Source organism: Actinomadura rugatobispora (genome assembly GCF_055379765.1).
Map to the genome: position 1 here is coordinate 3667724 of NZ_AP029191.1, position 18511 is coordinate 3686234.

General features: G+C 71.6%; 17 protein-coding genes. 7 read left to right on the forward strand and 10 right to left on the reverse strand.

Annotation, left to right across the window (positions count from 1 at the left end):
• Nucleotides 1-102: 102 nt before the first annotated feature.
• Nucleotides 103-720, reverse strand: a complete 618-nt coding sequence (locus tag ACZ466_RS15660) for a TetR/AcrR family transcriptional regulator (RefSeq protein WP_378290619.1) — start codon at nt 718-720, stop codon at nt 103-105.
• Nucleotides 717-1601, reverse strand: coding sequence for a sugar phosphate isomerase/epimerase family protein (locus ACZ466_RS15665; protein ID WP_378290621.1), 885 nt, complete (start codon nt 1599-1601; stop codon nt 717-719). Before ACZ466_RS15665 ends, ACZ466_RS15660 begins: the two co-directional genes overlap by 4 nt.
• 129 nt (nt 1602-1730) lie before the next feature.
• On the opposite strand from ACZ466_RS15665, the gene ACZ466_RS15670 reads away from it, so the two are divergent.
• From ACZ466_RS15670 to disA, 4 genes are all read left to right on the forward strand, one after another.
• Entirely contained in the window at nt 1731-2429 is a 699-nt protein-coding gene (locus ACZ466_RS15670) for a class I SAM-dependent methyltransferase (RefSeq protein ID WP_378290623.1), read from the forward strand.
• Nucleotides 2430-2477: 48 nt separating this feature from the next.
• The gene (locus ACZ466_RS15675; RefSeq protein WP_378290626.1) at nt 2478-3536 is read left to right on the forward strand and encodes an alpha/beta fold hydrolase; all 1059 of its coding nucleotides are present in this window, start codon (nt 2478-2480) and stop codon (nt 3534-3536) included.
• 55 nt (nt 3537-3591) lie between these two features.
• Nucleotides 3592-5202 (forward strand): DNA repair protein RadA, encoded by a 1611-nt coding sequence (gene radA, locus ACZ466_RS15680; protein ID WP_378290628.1) that lies wholly within the window; start codon nt 3592-3594, stop codon nt 5200-5202.
• 113 nt (nt 5203-5315) lie between these two features.
• Nucleotides 5316-6398 carry a DNA integrity scanning diadenylate cyclase DisA gene (gene disA, locus ACZ466_RS15685; protein WP_378290630.1) on the forward strand — a complete coding sequence of 361 codons (1083 nt, stop codon included), beginning with the start codon at nt 5316-5318 and terminating at the stop codon, nt 6396-6398.
• Nucleotides 6399-6498: 100 nt separating this feature from the next.
• Here the strand turns inward: disA and ACZ466_RS15690 are convergent, their stop codons facing one another.
• A complete protein-coding gene (locus ACZ466_RS15690) occupies nt 6499-7092 on the reverse strand; it encodes a hypothetical protein (protein WP_378290632.1) in 594 nt (197 codons plus the stop codon).
• Between the two features lie 67 nt (nt 7093-7159).
• Between ACZ466_RS15690 and ACZ466_RS15695 the strand changes: the two genes are divergently transcribed.
• Nucleotides 7160-8032 carry an HhH-GPD family protein gene (locus tag ACZ466_RS15695; RefSeq protein WP_378290634.1) on the forward strand — a complete coding sequence of 291 codons (873 nt, stop codon included), beginning with the start codon at nt 7160-7162 and terminating at the stop codon, nt 8030-8032.
• A 24-nt stretch (nt 8033-8056) separates the two neighbouring features.
• Here the strand turns inward: ACZ466_RS15695 and ACZ466_RS15700 are convergent, their stop codons facing one another.
• The 5 genes from ACZ466_RS15700 to ACZ466_RS15720 all read right to left on the reverse strand — a co-directional run bounded on the left by ACZ466_RS15700 (nt 8057) and on the right by ACZ466_RS15720 (nt 12431).
• Nucleotides 8057-8833: a MerR family transcriptional regulator gene (locus tag ACZ466_RS15700; RefSeq protein ID WP_378290655.1), complete on the reverse strand. Its 777-nt coding sequence runs from the start codon at nt 8831-8833 to the stop codon at nt 8057-8059.
• Nucleotides 8830-9321 carry a VOC family protein gene (locus ACZ466_RS15705; RefSeq protein WP_378290636.1) on the reverse strand — a complete coding sequence of 164 codons (492 nt, stop codon included), beginning with the start codon at nt 9319-9321 and terminating at the stop codon, nt 8830-8832. The genes ACZ466_RS15700 and ACZ466_RS15705 overlap by 4 nt, the downstream gene beginning before the upstream one ends.
• 879 nt (nt 9322-10200) lie before the next feature.
• Nucleotides 10201-11460: an RNA polymerase sigma factor gene (locus tag ACZ466_RS15710; protein WP_378290638.1), complete on the reverse strand. Its 1260-nt coding sequence runs from the start codon at nt 11458-11460 to the stop codon at nt 10201-10203.
• Nucleotides 11457-11792, reverse strand: a complete 336-nt coding sequence (locus ACZ466_RS15715; protein ID WP_378290640.1) for a YciI family protein — start codon at nt 11790-11792, stop codon at nt 11457-11459. The genes ACZ466_RS15710 and ACZ466_RS15715 overlap by 4 nt, the downstream gene beginning before the upstream one ends.
• A gap of 12 nt (nt 11793-11804) precedes the next feature.
• Nucleotides 11805-12431, reverse strand: a complete 627-nt coding sequence (locus tag ACZ466_RS15720) for a dihydrofolate reductase family protein (RefSeq protein ID WP_378290642.1) — start codon at nt 12429-12431, stop codon at nt 11805-11807.
• A 741-nt stretch (nt 12432-13172) separates the two neighbouring features.
• On the opposite strand from ACZ466_RS15720, the gene add reads away from it, so the two are divergent.
• Nucleotides 13173-14150 (forward strand): adenosine deaminase, encoded by a 978-nt coding sequence (gene add, locus ACZ466_RS15725; protein ID WP_378290644.1) that lies wholly within the window; start codon nt 13173-13175, stop codon nt 14148-14150.
• Nucleotides 14151-14633: 483 nt separating this feature from the next.
• On the opposite strand, the gene ACZ466_RS15730 is transcribed toward add, so the two are convergent.
• Nucleotides 14634-15254 (reverse strand): hypothetical protein, encoded by a 621-nt coding sequence (locus tag ACZ466_RS15730; protein ID WP_378290649.1) that lies wholly within the window; start codon nt 15252-15254, stop codon nt 14634-14636.
• Between the two features lie 72 nt (nt 15255-15326).
• Between ACZ466_RS15730 and ACZ466_RS15735 the strand changes: the two genes are divergently transcribed.
• Nucleotides 15327-15698 (forward strand): hypothetical protein, encoded by a 372-nt coding sequence (locus ACZ466_RS15735; protein WP_378290651.1) that lies wholly within the window; start codon nt 15327-15329, stop codon nt 15696-15698.
• 114 nt (nt 15699-15812) lie between these two features.
• On the opposite strand, the gene ACZ466_RS15740 is transcribed toward ACZ466_RS15735, so the two are convergent.
• A complete protein-coding gene (locus ACZ466_RS15740; RefSeq protein WP_464043765.1) occupies nt 15813-18329 on the reverse strand; it encodes an ATP-dependent Clp protease ATP-binding subunit in 2517 nt (838 codons plus the stop codon).
• Between the last annotated feature and the right edge of the window lie 182 nt (nt 18330-18511).

Below are 18511 nucleotides of genomic sequence, written 5' to 3' on the forward strand. Positions count from 1 at the left end.
CGATGCGCCGCGGTCAACCCCGCCGACCCCGGCGGCACGGAAGAACCCAGCAACGAAACCGGCCCCGGGCGGGGTGCGGGAAGGAGAAAGGGAAGGGGGCGATCAGCCGAGGTACTGCTGGACGGCCGGCGCGATCAGCTCGACGAGCTCCTCGTCGGTGGCCGAGGCGATCGGCTCGACCTTGAGGACGTACCGCAGCAGCGCCACGCCGATCATCTGCCCGACGGCTGCGTTGATGCGCAGCATCGGGATCCGGTGGGTCTCCGCCGCCCGGCGGAACAGCGCCGCGCTGACGAACTGCCGCATCATCACCGCGGCCTGCTCGTTGGTCATCGCCGAGCGGAGCATGGCCAGGATCGGCGCGCGGCGCTCCTCGTCGCCCCAGATCTCCAGGAACGTGCGGACCATCGTCTCGCCCAGCCGGTCCCGGGGCGCCCCCAGGATCCGCGGCACCAGCTTCTCGGGGTCCACCGGGAACTGCATGGCCTGGACGAACACGCCCTCCTTGTTCCCGAAGAAGTGGTGCACCAGGGCCGGATCGACGTCGGCGGCGCGGGCGATGGCGCGCAGGGAGGCGCCGTCGTACCCCTTCTCGGCGAACAGGTCGCGCGCCGCGGCCAGGATCGCCTCGCGGGTCTCGGTCGGGCCGGGACGCCGCCCGGGACCCCGCCCGGAACGGCGGTCGGTGCCGTTCCCGCCGGGCCGGACGGGCTCGGTCACCGCACGCTCCGCCGCGTCACCTCGCCGCCCGAGGTGACCTCCCAGGTGTGGTCGGCGGCGGCCAGGTGGAGGCGGGCGAACGCCAGCGCCTCGGCGAGGTCCTCCATGCGGTCGGCCCGGCTGGCCGCGCGGCGGGTGTTGACCTCCAGGCAGATGTGGCCGTGGTAGCCGTCGTCGGCCAGCTTCTCCAGCATCGGCCCGCACGGCTGGTTGCCCCGGCCGGGAACCAGGTGCTCGTCCTTGTTGGTGATGCCGACGCCGTCGGCCAGGTGGACGTGCCGCAGCCGCCCGGCCAGCTCGCCCGCCATCTCCAGGGCGTCCGAGCCCGAGACGGCGGTGTGGGACAGGTCGAGGGTCACGTACGGGTAGTCCTGGTCGACCGGGTTCCAGTCGGGGAGGTACATGCCGGCCTCGGCGCCGCGCGCCTTCAGCGGGAACATGTTCTCGACCGCGAACAGGACGTCGGTCTCGTCCTGCATGCGGGCCAGGCCCTCGACGAACTCGCGGGCGTACTCGCGCTGCCAGCGGAAGGGCGGGTGGACGACGACCACCTCGGCGCCCAGCTCCTCGGCCACCTCCTTGGAACGCACCAACTTCCCCCACGGCTCCCGCCCCCAGACCCGCTGCGTCAGGAGCAGGCACGGCGCGTGGATCGACTTGATCGGCACCTGGTGGTAGTCGGACAGCCGGCGCAGCACGTTGAGATCCTGCGAGGAGGCGTCGGTGGACACCATGACCTCGACGCCGTCGTACCCCAGCATCGCGGCGATCTCGAAGGCGCTGGGCACCTTCTCCGGATAGACCGACGCGGTGGAGAGCGTGATAGGAGCGTCCGGCACGCGGATGGCCGGGACGGTGGCGCCGTTGTGCTGCGGGGTCAAGGCTCCCTCGCCTGGGTGGTCGCTGAGCAGTTCCCTGGACCGAAAGCCTATGCGCCCGCGAAGCCGAAGGAACCCTCGGGAGCCGGTGAACCGATATCTTGACGTCCGGAATGACTACCCTGGGTCTCCGTGGCCGCGATCGCACCGGGGGCCGTGCCGAGCCCCAACATCTGGAACTCCCCGCACGTGTACGAGATCGAGAACCGTGCCGTGGACCCCGACGGGACGCTGGAAGCGGCGATGCGCGCGATCCGTCCCTGGGCCGGGGCCACGGTGCTGGACGTGGGCTGCGGCACCGGCTTCCACCTGCCGCTCTTCGCCCGCGAGGCGGCCCGGGTGATCGGCGTGGAGCCGCATGCCGGGCTGGCCGCGACCGCCCGGCGGCGCGTGCAGGACGTCCCGAACGTCACCGTTCGTATCGGCGCGGCCCAGACATTGCCGCTTCCGGACGCTTCCGTTGACGTGGTCCACGCCCGCTGGGCCTACTTCTTCGGCCCCGGCTGCGAACCGGGGCTGGCCGAGCTCGACCGGGTCGTCCGGCGCGGCGGCGCGATCTTCATCATCGACAACGACGCCACCCGGTCCACCTTCGGCGGCTGGTTCCGCCGCGGCCTGCCCTCCTACGACCCCGCCGCGGTCGAGCGCTTCTGGACGCGCCGCGGCTTCCGGCGCGAGCCGCTGACCATCCGCTGGGAGTTCGGCAGCCGCGAGGACTTCGCCGCCGTGCTGCGCATCGAGTTCCCCGCCGAGCTCGCCGACGCGGTGCTGCGCGAGCACGCGGGCCTGGAGGTGGACTACGCGGTGAATCTGTGGTGGCGTTGCCTCTGAACCCGTGTTACTGACCAGTGGGTCACTGGGCGTGAAGGGGACGCATCCATGGGTCGTGCCGCCAGGACGAGCCGCAACATCCTCGCCGTGACCGCGCTCGGCGCGGGCGCCGCCGGGGCCGGGCTGGCCGCGCAGCGCCGCGCCCTGCGCCGCCTCCAGCTCCGCCCCGACCCGTACGCGGGCGAACCCTTCGGATCGGTGCGCGGGCGCCCCGTGCCGGTGCGCGCCCACGACGGCACCCGCCTGTACGCCGAGATCGACGGCATCGAACGCACCGACCTCGCCATCGTGTTCTGCCACGGCTGGACGCTCACCCAGGACTCCTGGCACTTCCAGCGCAAGGCCCTGCGCGGCCACGGCCGGCTCGTCCTGTGGGACCAGCGCGGGCACGGCCGCTCCGACGGCGGCGAGCGCGACGGCAACGACCTGCCCCGCCTCGCGCACGACCTCGCCGCAGTGATCGACGCGACCGTCCCGGCCGACACCCCGATCGTGCTGGTCGGGCACTCCATGGGCGGCATGACGATCATGCGGTACGCGGACGAGTTCCCCGAGGAGATCGGCCGCCGGGTGGTCGGCGCGGGGCTGCTGTGCACGTCCTCGGGGGCGCTCGCCGAGGTCTCCCTGGGCCTGCCGGTGGCCCTCGCGCGCGCCACCCGCGTCCTGGTCCCGCGCGCGCTGCGCGCCGCCGGAGCGGGCTCGGCCGTGATCGAGAAGGTGCGGCACCTGGGCCGCAGCGGCTCCATGCTGATCGAGGACCTGATCGCCTTCGGCCCGGACGCCGGGCCCGCCGCGGTCGCGTTCGCCGAGGAGATGATGGCCGACACCCGGATGGACGCCTTCCTCGACTTCCTGCACTCGATGCTCACCCACGAGGTGATCAGCGACTGCGCCGCCCTGGGCGACGCCGACGTCCTGGTCATCGGCGCCGAACACGACCGGCTCACCCCGGTGGAGCACAGCTTCACGATCGCCGAATGCGTGCCGTCCGCCCGGCTGGAGGTGGTCCCGGGCGCCGGGCACATGGCCATGCTGGAACGTCCCGGAGCGGTCACCGACCACCTGCTCGACCTCGTCCACCGCGCGCACAAGGCCCTGGCCGCCTGACCGGACGCGCGCCGCCGCGCCGCGGCTGTCGGTCCGGACCTCTACGCTTCCGCGCATGGCGAAGGCGAAGACGGCGAAGCCGACCTACCGCTGCGCGGAGTGCGGCTGGCAGACCTCCAAGTGGGTGGGGCGCTGCGGGGAGTGCCAGGTCTGGGGTTCGGTCACCGAGGCCGGATCCGCCACCCCGGCGCGGGTCGTCGCGGCCGGGCCGGTCAGCGCGCCGGCGCGGCCCATCGGGCAGGTCGACGTCCGGTCCGCGCAGACCCGCCCGACCGGCCTGGACGAGCTCGACCGGGTCCTGGGCGGCGGCATGGTGCCGGGCGCCGTGCTGCTGCTGGCCGGCGAGCCGGGCATCGGCAAGTCCACGCTGCTCCTGGAGGTGGCCGCGCTGGCCTCCTCACCGGAGTCGTTCCAGACCGCCGCCGACGGCGCGCCGGACGGCCCGCCCCCGTCCAAGAACGGCCACCGCCCCGAGAACGGCGCCCCGGACGGCGGCACGACGCGTGGCGGCGGCACGACGCGTGGCGGCGGCACGACGCGCGGCGGCGGCACAACGGGCGGCGCCGCGCCGGACGGCAGCGGGGCGGACGGTGACCGGGCGGGGCGGCGGCCGGTGCTGTACGTCACGGGCGAGGAATCGGCCGAGCAGGTGCGGCTGCGCGCCGACCGCGTCGGCGCGATCACCGACGACCTCTACCTCGCCGCCGAGACCGAGCTGTCGGCCGTGCTCGGCCACATCGACCAGGTCGAGCCCACGCTCCTGGTCGTCGACTCGATCCAGACGATCGGCACCTCCGAGGTCGACGGCGCCCCCGGCGGCGTCACCCAGATCCGCGAGGTCGCCGCCAACCTCATCCGGGTCGCCAAGGAACGCGGCATGACGGTCGTCCTGGTCGGCCACGTCACCAAGGAGGGCGCCATCGCCGGGCCCCGCCTGCTGGAGCACCTGGTCGACGTCGTCCTGTACTTCGAGGGCGACCGGCACAGCCGGCTGCGCATGATCCGCGCGGTCAAGAACCGCTACGGCCCCACCGACGAGCTGGGCTGCTTCGACCTGTCCGAGGTCGGGATCGTCGGCGTGCCCGACCCCAGCGGGCTGTTCCTGACCCGCCGCGACGAGCCCGTCCCGGGCACCTGCGTCACCGTCACGCTGGAGGGGCGGCGGCCGCTGGTCGCCGAGGTGCAGGCGCTGGTCGCCAAGTCCCACCTGCCCTCGCCGCGGCGCGCCACGTCCGGGCTCGACACCTCGCGGGTCGCGATGGTGCTGGCCGTGCTGTCCCAGCGCTGCAAGATCTCGATGCACGAGCAGGACGTGTACGTCTCCACCGTCGGCGGCGTCCGGCTCTCGGAGACCTCGGTCGATCTCGCGCTGGCGCTGGCGGTGGCGGGGTCGACCGTGGAACAGTCATTGTCCGGCAGCCTGATCGCGCTGGGCGAGGTCGGGCTGGCCGGAGAGGTACGGATCGTACCGGGGGTGCAGCGCCGCCTGGCCGAGGCCGCGCGGCTCGGTTTCAAGCACGCCGTCGTGCCGCGGGGCTCCCTCGAACTCGGCGACGGAACCCCCCTCAAACGTGCCGATCCTCAACTGATGAGCTATGAAGGCATGAAAGTGATGGAAGTGGACAGTCTGACGCAGGCGTTGCAGGTGGCCTTTACAGCACCGTAACCCTCTTCACACCGGAGTGTTGCGCCACACTGTTCACGCTTAGGGCCAGGTGGGGAACCCGTGACGAGGGCTCCTCGGTAAACTGACGCCGTCCAGCGACCTCCGGGGGCCAGGTGCCAGCACACGACAAGGGTCATGACGAACGACGCCGCGCCACGCTCGCCGCGGTGGCCCCGGGCACGGCGATCCGCGACGGACTGGAGCGGATCCTGCGCGGGCACACCGGCGGGCTGATCGTGCTCGGCTACGACAAGCTCGTCGAGGAGCTCTGCACCGGCGGGTTCGAGCTCGACGTGGAGTTCTCCGCCACCCGCCTGCGCGAGCTGGCCAAGATGGACGGCGCGATCGTCCTCGACGGCTCGCACTCGCGGATCGTCCGGGCCGCGGTGCACCTGGTGCCCGACTCGACGATCCCGACCGAGGAGTCCGGCACCCGGCACCGCACCGCCGAGCGGGTGGCCCGCCAGACCGGCTACCCGGTGATCTCGGTGAGCCAGTCGATGCACATCATCGCGCTCTACCTCGACGGCATCCGCTACGTCATGGAGGACTCGGCGGCCATCCTGTCCAAGGCCAACCAGGCCCTGGCCACGCTCGAGCGCTACAAGCTGCGGCTCGACGAGGTGTCCGGGACGCTGTCGGCCCTGGAGATCGAGGACCTGGTCACGGTCCGGGACGTCAGCGCGGTCGTGCAGCGGCTGGAGATGGTCCGCCGGATCGCCGACGAGATCGAGGGCTACGTCGTCGAGCTGGGCACCGACGGCCGGCTGCTGTCGCTGCAGCTCGACGAGCTGGTGTCGGGGGTGGACGTCGACCGGGAGCTGATCGTCCGCGACTACCCGTCGCCGGACGCCCGCGACCGCGGCTTCGACGCCGTCCTGGCCGACCTCGACGGGCTGTCGGCCAACGAGCTGCTCGACCTGTCCACGGTGGCCGAGGTGATGGGGTTCTCCGGCCCCGCCGCCCTCGACCTGCCGGTCAGCCCCAAGGGCTTCCGGCTGCTGGCCAAGGTCCCCCGGCTTCCCAGCCTGGTGGTCGAGCGGCTGGTGGAGCATTTCGGCGGGCTGCAGAAGCTGCTGGCCGCCAGCATCGACGACCTGCAGGGCGTCGGCGGCGTGGGCGAGGCCCGGGCCCGCAGCGTCCGCGAGGGCCTGTCGCGGCTCGCGGAGTCGTCGATCCTCGAACGGTACGTCTGAGTGGTCACACTCCGCTCCGACCCGATTACACCCATGCCCTAATCACCAGGTGGTGGGAGTCCTGGACCCCTGCGATCCGCAGATCTAACGCTCGCGGCGGTCAGCTCAGCCGGAAGACCTTCCCGGGCACGCGGACGGTGCCGGAGTGAAGGGAGGCGACGTACGTGCCGGGACGGGCGTGCTCCCCCGTGCAGCGCCTGCGGTCCCAGACCACGGTGTCGACGTACGGGACGCCCCGCCGCAGCGTGCGCACCTCCGACGCCCGGCCGGGGACGCATTCGGCGGACGACCAGACCCGGTCGTCCCCCGAGGTGATCCGCAGGTCCAGATGGTGCGACCCCACGTCGAACCGGCACGGCCGCGACCCGGTGTTGACGGCCGTCACCCGGAACTCGGGCCGCCCGCCGGGCCCGTAGGCGCCACTGTCCGGCGTCAGGGTGACGACGACGGACTTCGGAGCGCAGCCCTCGCTCCGGACGGGCCGCGCGCTCCTGGTGACCTTCGCGGTCACGGTGACGGTCGGCATCGCGGCCGGCACCGACGGGGCCGCGGTCTCCACCTCCGCCTCCTCCCCTCCGGACGCGGAGCACGCCCAACCCACGAACGCGATGGCGCCGAACACCCCGGCCAGGGCGGCCACGCGCCGCCGCCAGTACCGCTCCTCCCCGAGATCACGTTCCGCTTCCGAACCCATACGGAAAGTATGCGTTCTTTGATCTTCGTTGGCGTGCCGACCCGCCGTGCCAGAATGGCGGCACATCATGAGCACAGCCATCACCGATCCGATCCTCGACTGGTACGACGAGCACGCCCGTGACCTGCCGTGGCGGGCGCCGGACGCCACCCCCTGGGGAGTGCTGGTCAGCGAGATCATGCTGCAGCAGACCCCCGTCGCCCGCGTGCTGCCGGTCTGGCACGCCTGGATGGAGCGCTGGCCCACGGCCGCCGCACTCGCCGCCGAGCCGTCGGGCGAGGCGGTACGGGCCTGGGGCCGCCTGGGCTACCCGCGCCGCGCGCTGCGCCTGCACGCCACCGCCACCGCGATCGTGGAACGGCACGACGGCGAGGTCCCGTCCTCGCACGAGGCCCTGCTCGACCTGCCCGGCATCGGCGCGTACACGGCCGCCGCCGTCGCCAGCTTCGCCTACCGGCAGCGGCATGCCGTCCTGGACACCAACGTCCGGCGCGTCCTGGCCCGGCTGTGCTCGGCCGAGGAGTACCCGCCGAAGTCCCAGACGAGGGCCGAGGTACGGCTCGCCGAATCGCTCCTGCCCCTGGACCCGCCCACGGCCGCCCGCTGGTCGGTGGCGGTCATGGAGCTGGGCGCCCTGGTCTGCACGGCCCGGACACCCCGCTGCGTCGACTGCCCGGTCATCGCCCGATGCGCCTGGCAGCGCGCGGGCCGTCCCGCCTACGACGGCCCGCCGCGCCGCGGCCAGACCTACGCCGGCACCGACCGCCAATGCCGCGGCCGCCTCCTGGCGGTGCTCCGCGACGCCGAAGGGCCGGTCGCCAAGCCCGCCCTGGACGCGGTGTGGTCCGACCCCGTCCAACGCGAACGCGCCCTGGACGCCCTGGTAGCCGACGGCCTGGTAGACCCCTTGGACGACGGCCGCTACGCCCTCCCCGCCTAGCCGCGCTTTGGGACGGGCCCCAGGTCACTCCCATACCGCGGAGGCAGGGTCGACACCGTGCGCCTCGGCGTTCGCGAAGATCACATCGCGCAGCCAGACCGCGAGGCCGGGCTCGATCCCGTCGTAGTACGCGGCGAACCCCGGGTCTTCGAGGAACATCCGCCCGATGCAGGCGTGCATGGCGTGCGTGCAGTCGAAGTACGTCGAGAGCAGCGTCCGGTGGCGCTCCCCGAGAACGTTCGCCCCGTCCGAGCCGGGCGCGACGCCCGCCCGGTGCGCGGCGGCGAAATCGGCGTTCAAGGCCTCGGTCTCGGCCGCGACCCGCCTCCAGTCCTCCGGGGTCATCCGGGCGGCCCGCTCGGCGTACTGCGCCCACTGCGCGCTGCCGCCCCAGCGCTCCTCGGCCTCCGCGGTCCAGTCGGGCCGCCAGTCGGCGCCGAAGATCTCGACTTGCTGCTCCGGCGTCAACCGCATCCCGGTGCCCGACGCGTCCAGCATCCGGTCGACCGCGCCCACCATGGCCCGCAGGCGGGAGATGCGCTCGACGAGCTGCGAGCGCTGCCGGAGCAGGTGGTCGCGCGCGTCGGCGTCCGGGTCGTCGAGGATCCGGCCGATCTCGGCGAGCGGGAACCCCAGCTCCCGGTAGACGAGGACGCGGTGGATCCGGGCGACGTCGTCCCCCGAGTACACCCGGTACCCGCCCCCGGTGCGCCCGCCCGGACGCACGAGGCCGATCGCGTCCCAGTGGTGCAGCGTCTTCACGCTCACCCCGACGAGCGCCGCCGCCCGACCGACCGTCAGCCCTCCGGGATCTCGATACCGATCGCCCGCAACTCGTCCGCCTTCGCACTGCGCGGATCGATCGGCTGGGCGGCCGTCATCACGATCCGCGCGTTCTCCGGCGTGACGACCGTCAACTCGATGGAATTCCATGGCATCTCCCTCGGACCGCTGGTGCATCCCGGCACGAGCTCCTCGCAGCGGGCGGCGATCTCGTCGATCTGGCCGAGGACGCAGGAGAAGCTGGTGCTCAGCGCCGGGGCCTCCCCGTCCTGCTCCCCGGACACCAGCAGCACGTCCTGGAAGGCCCAGCGTCGCAGATGCGTCAGCCGGTCCGGAATCGTGAAGAGGTCGACGAACCCGAGCCCGCGGATCCAGAAGTCCTTCGACGCCGCGAGGTCGCGGGCGGGCACGGTGATGAACATCGGCATGCCGTAGAAGTCCCGGTAGGGCTCGGGGGCGACCGCGTCGGCGGCGGGCATCGGCACGGGACTGATGTAGTCGCTCATGCCTCTGATCGTCGAGGCTCCTGTCGCGTCAGGGTCAACCCGAACGCGAACTCCGCGGTGCACGCGGCAGGCGTTGACGGGCCCGTGCGTGCCGAGGCCATGCGGCTCGTCGTACGTGCCTGCCGCTCCTGCACCCGACGAGGTCCTGGATCGCGGGCGAGCACAGGCAGCTGGGCGCCCCGGCGTACGGTCGTGCGCACACGCGCAGTTCGTCGAACCGGCCGCTCTTTCCACCAGCTGTACGGTCGCCCGCCAGATCGACGGACGACCAATGCGGCGGAGGCGGCCCGCCACGCTGCGGAACTCGGCGAAGACCGCTACGCCCCCGCGAACGCCGGGGTCTGGCGGCCGTCGAGTCCGGCGAGGCGCCCCCGCGCTGGCCCACACCGACGCGGTAGAACCGCGCGCCCTGCCCGCGAAGAACCGGCGCGCCGTGCTGTGGACGGAACGAGCCCGCGCCATGCTCGGCCACGACGTGCATGCCATCACCCGCGACCTCCGCCAGGCGGAGCTGGTCGCCGACCAGCTCCAGCGCATGGGCGGCCTGGCCTGACGCATGAACCTGATCTGATCGACATCCCGGCTGCGCATGCCGATGGCCGCTCGGTCCAAGAAAATAGGGGTGACTTGACCCGCTTTCTGACAACCGCCCTTGACGCATTATCCGGGCCGACCAGGGGCCCGTGCTCGCCGATAAGGCGTACGGGCTGCCTTGCCGACGAGTCGAAGGCTTGTCCTTGACAAGGTTTCCGAACGAAAACAAGGGGCGATCTGGCGGGGTTTGGCATGCTGCCTCCCCGATGAGAGCGTGCCCGGACGGAGTGAGTACGACAACGGCCGACCCTTGAAGAGAAGGCGTCCTGTTTGCCTGAGAAGGCCCTAGGACGAGGAAGGCTTCGGCGCTGCGCCGTTGCCCCGAGCGGTGGTCTCGGTGAGGCGGGACGTCAGGAAGGCGCGTTCGGCCTCGTTGGCGGTCAGGGCGATCGCGCGTTCGTAGGCTGCGGCGGCGTCGGCGGTCCGGCCCAGGCGGCGAAGCAGGTCGGCCTTGACGGCGGGGAGGTAGCGGTAGCCGGACAGCCGGTCGTCCCGTTCGAGGGCCTCGATCTCGGCCAGCGCGAGAGCTGGACCGTCGGTCATCGCGACCGCCACGGCACGGTTGAGGGCGACCACCGGCGACGGCCAGATCCGTACCAGCTCGTCGTAGATCACCAGGATCTGGTCCCAGTCGGTGTCCTCGTAGGACGGCGCGGTCGCGTGCAGCGCCGCGATGGCGGCCTGCAGCGCGAACCGGCCGGGGGCGCCGCCGCGGAGCGCGCTCTCGACCAAGCCGTCCGCCTCGGCGATGGCGTCCCGGTCCCAGGCCGAACGGTCCTGCTCCTCCAGCGGCAGGAGGCGGCCGTCCGCGGCGGTACGGGTGGCCCGGCGGGCGTGGTTGGCCAGCATCAGCGCGAGCAGGCCCCGCACCTCGCGCTCGTCCGGCATCAGGGACCGCAGCATGCGCGCCGGGTCGAGAGCGCGCTGGGCAAGATCGTTCCGGGTCAGATCGGGTCCCGCGGGCGCGGTGTGGCCGGTCGTGAAGAGCAGGTGGATCGTGGTGAGCACGGCGTCCAACCGGTCCGGAAGTTCGGCGAGGGCGGGCATCCGGAACGGGATCCGGGCCGCCGCGATCTTCTTCTTCGCCCGGGTGATCCGGGCCGCCATCGTCGGCTCGGAGACCAGGAACGCCGCGGCGACGTCGGGCGTCGCCACGCCGCAGACCAGCCGCAGCGTCAACGCCACCTGGGCCTCGACGGCCAGCGCCGGATGGCAGCACAGGAAGACCAGCCGCAGCCGGTCGTCGCGCACCACCGGATCGGCTGGGCGGTCCGATGGCGGCTCGACCAAAAGGGGCAGCTTGGACCTCAGGGTCGCCGCCCTGCGCAGTGCGTCCAGCGCGTTGTGGCGGGCCGCGGTCGTCAGCCACGCTCCCGGCCTGGACGGGACGCCGCCGCGCGTCCAGGAGTCCAGCGCGGCGGCGTAGGCGTCCTGGACGCATTCCTCGGCCAGGTCCAGGTCACGGGTGACGCGGACCGTCGCGGCGAGCACCGCGGCCCACTCGCGACGGTGCGCGTCGGCGACCGCCTCCCGAACCCCGGTCACACCACCAGCAACGGCCGCACCTCGACGGCGCCGTCCATGATCGGGAGTAGTCTGCCGATGGCGACCGCCGTGTCGAGATCGGCGGCCTCCACCACGAAGAACCCGGCGATCACCTCTTTGCTCTCCAGGAACGGCCCGTCGGTGACCACGCCGCCCCTGCGGATCGTCCGCGTCTTCGCGCTGGGCTCGAGCGCCTGCTCGTGGACGACCCGCGCCCCCATCGCGGCGATCTTCTCCCCGGCGGCCAGGTTGGCCTCCATGACCTCGGGCGGGATGTCGTCCACGCCCCCGGGCGTCTCCTTCTCATAGATCAGGATCGCGTACTGCGGCATCGTTCCCCCCTGTCACCAGTTCCCGGTCTCCGGGCCCATCGCACCGTATTCGAGCTTGCCCGTCCTGGCGTAGGTGCTGACGACCAGGCCGGTGTCCGTCGTCGCGGTACCGGTCATCGCGAGGCCGGACGGGACCGTCCCCTCCGCGAACAGCCGCTTGCCCGAGCCGATGAGCACCGGGACCACCAGCAGATGGAACTCGTCGACCAGGTCGTGCTCGATGAGCGTCTGGACGAGCCCGCCGCTCCCGTGGACCTGGATCTCACCGCCCTCCTCTTCCTTGAGCCTCCTCACCGCCTCGACGACGTCGCCGGTCAGCAGGGTCGAGTTCTGCCACGAGACGGCCTCCAGGGTCCGCGACGCGACGTACTTGGGCAGCCCGTTCATCCTGGACCCGATCGGATCATCGGCCTCGGCCAGCGGCCAGGTCGCCGCGAACGTCTCGTACGTCCTGCGTCCGAGCAGCAGCGCGCCCGCCCGGCCAGTGAGCTCCTCATTGAGCCCGATGACCTGCCGGTCGATGTACGGCACGGCCCACCCGCCGTGCTCGAAGCCGCCCTCGCGGTCCTCGTCGGGCCCACCCGGCGCCTGCACGACCCCGTCCAGGGACACGAGTGCCATCACCATCAGCTTCCGCATGCCGCCTCCTTCGCTCCGGGGCGTCGGTGCCGCCCCTCACCCACTACGGCGAACGAGACCGCCCGCAATCGACACCCGCCCCCGAAAATCTCCCCACGAGCTCGCCATACAGCCTCGAACGGCAAGCAAGGACGGCCCCACGTCCAACTGAACCAAGCGACCAGAACGCGGCGAACCAGGATGCGCCCCGGCGCGCAGCGCGCCGCCGCCGGCGCGGACGACGCGTGCGCCGCGGTGGCCCCGGCGCGCACGACGCGTACGCCGAGGTGGCCCTGACGCGCCCGGCCGCAGTGCTGGAGGCCCGCAGCGACGCTTTCCTGCGACCACTGCAGCCCTGGTAGCGCAGCAGCCGACGGCAGGACGGTTCAGGGCGCGGTCACGCCGTCCGCCGCTCCTGGCTGGGCCACGCGCTGCAGTGCGCCGAACGGCGCGTGCGGCTCCCGCGCCAGCGCCCAGCCCAGCGCGCCGGTCCGCGCGAGGGGGCGCCAGCCACATCCATGGGCGGCGCATCCTGTACTCGCCCACCGCCGCCGTAGCCGCTGGCGCAGGGTGCCAGCGCTTCAGGGCGGCGTTGCAGCAGGGCGCCGGCTCGCGGCTGGGGCCCCGCCCAGGGCATCGAGCGTGTCCCGGGCGTGCTCGGAAAGCCCATCGGGGTGGTCGCGTGCCTGGTGGGGGCCGGAAAATGCTTCGCCCGGGGGTGGAGGGAAGGGCTAGCTTGAGCCGGTGCGCGATCTTGTTGGTTTGCCCAAGGCTCATCTGCACGTCCACCTGGAGAGCACCGTGCGGTGGTCCACGCTTCGCGAGATAGGGAAGCGCAACGGGGTCGCGGTCCCGGAGCATCTGGCGGCGGGGCACTCGTTCGGGGGCTTCGCGGACTTCTTCGTACAGAACGATCTCGTGCGCGCCTGCCTGCAGCGGCCCGAGGACTTTCGCAGGATCGCCTACGAGTACTGCGAGGACGAGGCCGCACAGGGCACGCAGTACGCCGAGGTGTCGTTCACGGCCGCCGGGCACGGGGAACGCCTCGGCGCGCTGGAGATGCCGCTTGAGGCCGTGCTGGAGGGCCTGGAGAGGGGCGGCGCGGAGTTCGGCATCGAGTGCCGGCTGATCCTCGACCACTCGCGCCGCCGGTCGGTGGAGCGGGCCTGGCGGACGCTGGACCTCGGGCGGCGGTACGAGCAGGTGGTCGCGGTCGGCCTGGCCGGGGACGAGGCGCACCCGGGCGACCCGTTCGTGGCGGTCTTCGAGGCCGCCGGGGACGCGGGGCTGCACGTCGTCCACCACGCGGGCGAGGCTGAGGGCGCCGCGAGCATCCGCCAGGCCATCACGGGCGGGAGGACCGAACGACTCGGACACGGCATCCGCGTCCTCGACGATCCCGACCTGGTCGCCGAGGTCAGGGAGCGGCGGCTGCCCCTGGAGGTGTGCCCGTCGTCGAACGTGGCCCTGGGATTCGCCCCGTCGCTGTCGGAGCACCCGTTTCAGCGGCTGCGGGCGGCGGGGCTCACGGTCACGGTCAACACCGACATCCCGGCGATGACCGGGACATCGCTGGCCGGGGAGTACGCGCTGATCAGGGAGGCGTTCGGCTACGACGACACCGTGCTCGCGGAGCTGGCCCGCGCGGGCGTGGCGGCGTCGTTCGCGCCGTCGGCGACGAAGGCCCGGCTGAACGCGGAGATCGATGGCTGGCTCGCCCACAACGGTCATCCCCATTGACGTCCTCCCTCCTGAGGGCGGAATTCCGGCCTGCCCGGTGCGCCATGGCGGTCATGCCGTGGCCTTGCGGCCCCTCCGCAGGCCTTGTGCCTCTCCGCCCTTCTGGTCATCCCGACCTCGGTCAGGAACGGACGTGACCACTCGCACCGGCGCTTCTCCGATCTCGGGCAGCCCCGACCGGACCGCCCCGGTGATGGCGCAACGGGCGTTGCGCGCCGGGACGTCCCGGACCGGGGCCTCGGCGGTTGCAGGTGAGCGAGGCCCGCGCCGCGAGGAGCCGTCGGCCGGCTCGCGCGTAGCGGCGCGGCTGACGGCCGAGAGCGCCGTGTCTCCGAGGGGGGCGCGGGTCCAGGTGCGCCGCTGCCCCAGGGCGCTGCCGGTCGGCCGCCGCGCCGGAAATGCGGTGGGCGGCGTTCAGATCCGTCGGGGCCTGCTGCAGCACCACTGGCGACCATGCGCTTTCGCTGCGTGGGAGAGACGGGTTCACCTCCCTGGCCGGGGGTCGGAGGGCCGGCGGCTGACCGGGTAGGCGGGGAGGACGCGGACCAGGCCGCCCGCCCTGATCTCGCGGAGGAACGGGTCGTCGTCGTTCGCCCACTGCGCCGGCGTGCGCACCACCGGGTGCACGGGGAGGCCGAGCCGCGCGGTGGCCTCCTGGGCCGCGTCGAACGCCGGCTCGCGCTGGACATAGCCGATGACCAGTACCTCCACGTCGCCGGGCGGCGGGCCGGGGAGCTGCGCGTAGCGGTCGGCCCACGCCCCGAAGAGATGCACCTCTTCCGTTCCGGGCAGTTTCCCGAACTCCTCGGCGACGACGGCCGACGGCCCGAACGTCAGCATCAGCAGACGCACCAGCGGCTCGTACAGCGGGGTGGCGGCGTTGCGCGAGACCAGCCTGCCGGTCTCGGTGTGCCGGAGGACGAGCACCTCCGCTCTGGCCAGGCGTTCCACCTCCCGGACGACCGTGCCGAGGTCGGTACGGAGCATCACCGCGAGGTCCAGCATGCTCGACTCCCGCGCCGGGCCCAGCAGCAGCCGCGCCAGGAGCTCGCCCTGCAACCGGGACCGGAAGTCCACCGCCGAACCACGCAGATTCGATCGCATGTTCGAACCCTACGAGCCGCCTCCGACAAAATCCGGTTGGCCGCACGCCGTCCGCGACCTAGCCTCGCGCGCATGAGTGGTCGGACACCCCAGGAGAAGAAGCGGCTGAGCTATCTCAAGGACCGCCGCAACCTCTACGGCGAGAACCACAAGTCGTCACGCAAGAACATCCCGCGCAACCGGCGGATCAGGCACCGCACCGAGCGCCACCGCGTCCGCCAGACGCTGGGGCAGGCCCGGGGCGTTCCGGACGAGAGGCACGACGACGCGGTCGAACAGCGCCTCAAGGAAAAGCGTCCCGCCAACGCCCAGTGGCGCAAGGCCCCTGACACGCCGCTGAACGAGGTGATCGAATACCGGCTGCTGCGGCGCGTCAAAGACGGAAACGCCGCTCCCGATCAAGCAGAATCCCGTATCCGCCGGATACGGCGTCGTATCACCTGATTCCGGCGACTTCCCAGGCGGCGGCAAAGGCGCGGGCGGACGCTCTCCGGGAATGGCGAAGGGCCCGCCCCCGGGTGCACACCCTGGGAGCGGGCCCTTTCGTCGCTCGCTCGGTCAGTCCTTGTTGAAGTTGACCGCGCCCTCGATGGGCGGCGGGCTGTCCGGAACCGTGGACGGCTTCGGGACGCCCTTGAAGGTGAACTTGGCCTCCTCGCCGGTCCCCTCGGTGCCCACGATGACGATCTGGCCGGCCTTGACCTCGTTGTAGAGGATCTTCTCCGACAGGTTGTCCTCGATCTCGCGCTGGATCGTGCGGCGCAGCGGACGGGCGCCCAGCACCGGGTCGTAGCCGCGCTCGGCCAGCAGGTCCTTGGCCTCCTGCCGCAGCTCGATCCCCATGTCCCGGTCCTTGAGCCGCTCGTCCACCTTGGCGATCATCAGATCCACGATCTGGATGATCTCCTTCGGCGTCAGCTGGTGGAACACCACCGTGTCATCGACACGGTTGAGGAACTCCGGACGGAAGTGCTGCTTGAGCTCCTCGTTCACCTTGGCCTTCATGCGCTCGTACGAGCCCTGCTCGTCGTTGGCGCGGGTGAAGCCCAGCGACTGCCCCTTGGAGATGTCGCGCGTCCCCAGGTTGGTCGTCATGATGATGACGGTGTTCTTGAAGTCCACCACCCGGCCCTGGGCGTCGGTCAGGCGACCGTCCTCCAGGATCTGCAGCAGCGAGTTGAAGATGTCGGGGTGGGCCTTCTCGATCTCGTCGAACAGCACGACCGAGAACGGCTTGCGGCGCACCTTCTCGGTGAGCTGGCCGCCCTCCTCGTACCCGACGTAGCCGGGCGGGGAGCCGAACAGCCGCGAGACGGTGTGCTTCTCCATGAACTCCGACATGTCCAGCTGGATCAGCGCGTCCTCGTCCCCGAACAGGAACTCCGCCAGCGTCTTGGACAGCTCGGTCTTACCGACACCCGACGGCCCCGCGAAGATGAACGAGCCGCCCGGGCGCTTGGGGTCCTTCAGACCGGCGCGCGTACGCCGGATCGACTGGGAGAGGGCCCTGATGGCGTCCTCCTGGCCGATGACGCGCTTGTGCAGCTCGTCCTCCATGCGCAGCAGCCGGGTCTGCTCCTCTTCGGTGAGCTTGAAGACCGGGATGCCGGTGGCGGTGGCGAGGACCTCGGCGATGAGCTCGTCGGTGACCTCGGCGACGACGTCCATGTCGCCGGCCTTCCACTCCTTCTCCCGCTGCGCCTTCTGGGCCAGGAGCTGCTTCTCGGAGTCGCGCAGGGCCGCGGCCTTCTCGAAGTCCTGGGCGTCGATCGCCGATTCCTTCTCGCGGCGGACGTCGGCGATCTTCTCGTCGTACTCGCGCAGGTCCGGCGGCGCGGTCATCCGGCGGATCCGCATCCGCGAGCCGGCCTCGTCGATCAGGTCGATGGCCTTGTCCGGCAGGAACCGGTCGGAGATGTAGCGGTCGGCCAGCTGCGCCGCCGCCACCAGGGCGCTGTCGGTGATGGAGACCCGGTGGTGGGCCTCGTAGCGGTCGCGCAGGCCCTTGAGGATCTCGATGGTGTGCGACAGGGACGGCTCGGCCACCTGGATCGGCTGGAACCGGCGCTCCAGCGCCGCGTCCTTCTCCAGGTGCTTGCGGTACTCGTCCAGCGTCGTGGCACCGATGGTCTGCAGCTCGCCGCGGGCCAGCATCGGCTTGAGGATGCTGGCGGCGTCGATCGCGCCCTCGGCGGCGCCCGCACCGACGAGGGTGTGGAGCTCGTCGATGAACAGGATGATGTCGCCCCGCGTGCGGATCTCCTTGAGGACCTTCTTCAGGCGCTCCTCGAAGTCACCGCGGTAACGCGAGCCGGCCACCAGCGCGCCCAGGTCAAGGGTGTAGAGCTGCTTGTCCTTGAGCGTCTCGGGCACCTCACCCTTGACGATCTTCTGCGCCAGCCCCTCCACCACCGCCGTCTTACCGACACCGGGCTCCCCGACCAGCACGGGGTTGTTCTTGGTACGGCGGGACAGCACCTGCATGACCCGCTCGATCTCCTTGTCCCGGCCGATCACCGGGTCGAGCTTGCCCTCACGCGCCGCCTGCGTCAGATTCCGCCCGAACTGGTCCAACACCAACGAGGTGGAAGGCGCCGACTCCGACGGACCGCCCGAGGCCGCGGGCTCCTTGCCCTGCTGGTACCCGTGCAGCAACTGGATCACCTGCTGCCGCACCCGGTTCAGATCCGCACCCAGCTTCACCAGCACCTGAGCCGCGACACCCTCACCCTCACGGATCAACCCCAGAAGGATGTGCTCGGTCCCGATGTAGTTGTGACCCAGCTGCAACGCCTCACGCAGCGACAGCTCCAGCACCTTCTTGGCACGCGGAGTGAACGGGATGTGCCCCGACGGCGCCTGCTGACCCTGGCCGATGATCTCCTCGACCTGCTGCCGCACCGCCTCCAGACTGATCCCCAGCGACTCCAGGGCCTTGGCGGCCACACCCTCGCCCTCATGGATCAGCCCAAGGAGGATGTGCTCGGTACCGATGTAGTTGTGGTTGAGCATCCTGGCCTCTTCCTGAGCCAGAACGACAACCCGACGCGCACGGTCGGTGAACCTCTCGAACATCTCGTCGCTCCTCACAGAGCGGTTGGTCAGAGTCCGGGATGTCCGAACCTGTCCTTCCGCAGGTGCTGGCACCAATCAATCTAGCCCGCCCCGAGGAGGCCGCCCGGTGCTGCCCACCGAGAGACGTTCCCCAGCTAAGCGCTGTTCAGTCTCATCCAACTACCGCACGGTTGCGTCATGTT

Bases quoted from the DNA above. Each gene is read 5' to 3' on its own strand.
- ACZ466_RS15705 (WP_378290636.1), bottom strand. From the start codon at position 9,321: ATGAGCGACTACATCAGTCCCGTGCCGATGCCCGCCGCCGACGCGGTC.
- ACZ466_RS15740 (WP_464043765.1), bottom strand. From the start codon at position 18,329: ATGTTCGAGAGGTTCACCGACCGTGCGCGTCGGGTTGTCGTTCTGGCT.
- ACZ466_RS15675 (WP_378290626.1), top strand. From the start codon at position 2,478: ATGGGTCGTGCCGCCAGGACGAGCCGCAACATCCTCGCCGTGACCGCG.
- ACZ466_RS15715 (WP_378290640.1), bottom strand. From the start codon at position 11,792: ATGCCGCAGTACGCGATCCTGATCTATGAGAAGGAGACGCCCGGGGGC.
- ACZ466_RS15735 (WP_378290651.1), top strand. From the start codon at position 15,327: ATGAGTGGTCGGACACCCCAGGAGAAGAAGCGGCTGAGCTATCTCAAG.
- ACZ466_RS15720 (WP_378290642.1), bottom strand. From the start codon at position 12,431: ATGCGGAAGCTGATGGTGATGGCACTCGTGTCCCTGGACGGGGTCGTG.
- ACZ466_RS15690 (WP_378290632.1), bottom strand. From the start codon at position 7,092: ATGGGTTCGGAAGCGGAACGTGATCTCGGGGAGGAGCGGTACTGGCGG.
- ACZ466_RS15730 (WP_378290649.1), bottom strand. From the start codon at position 15,254: ATGCGATCGAATCTGCGTGGTTCGGCGGTGGACTTCCGGTCCCGGTTG.
- ACZ466_RS15695 (WP_378290634.1), top strand. From the start codon at position 7,160: ATGAGCACAGCCATCACCGATCCGATCCTCGACTGGTACGACGAGCAC.
- radA (WP_378290628.1), top strand. From the start codon at position 3,592: ATGGCGAAGGCGAAGACGGCGAAGCCGACCTACCGCTGCGCGGAGTGC.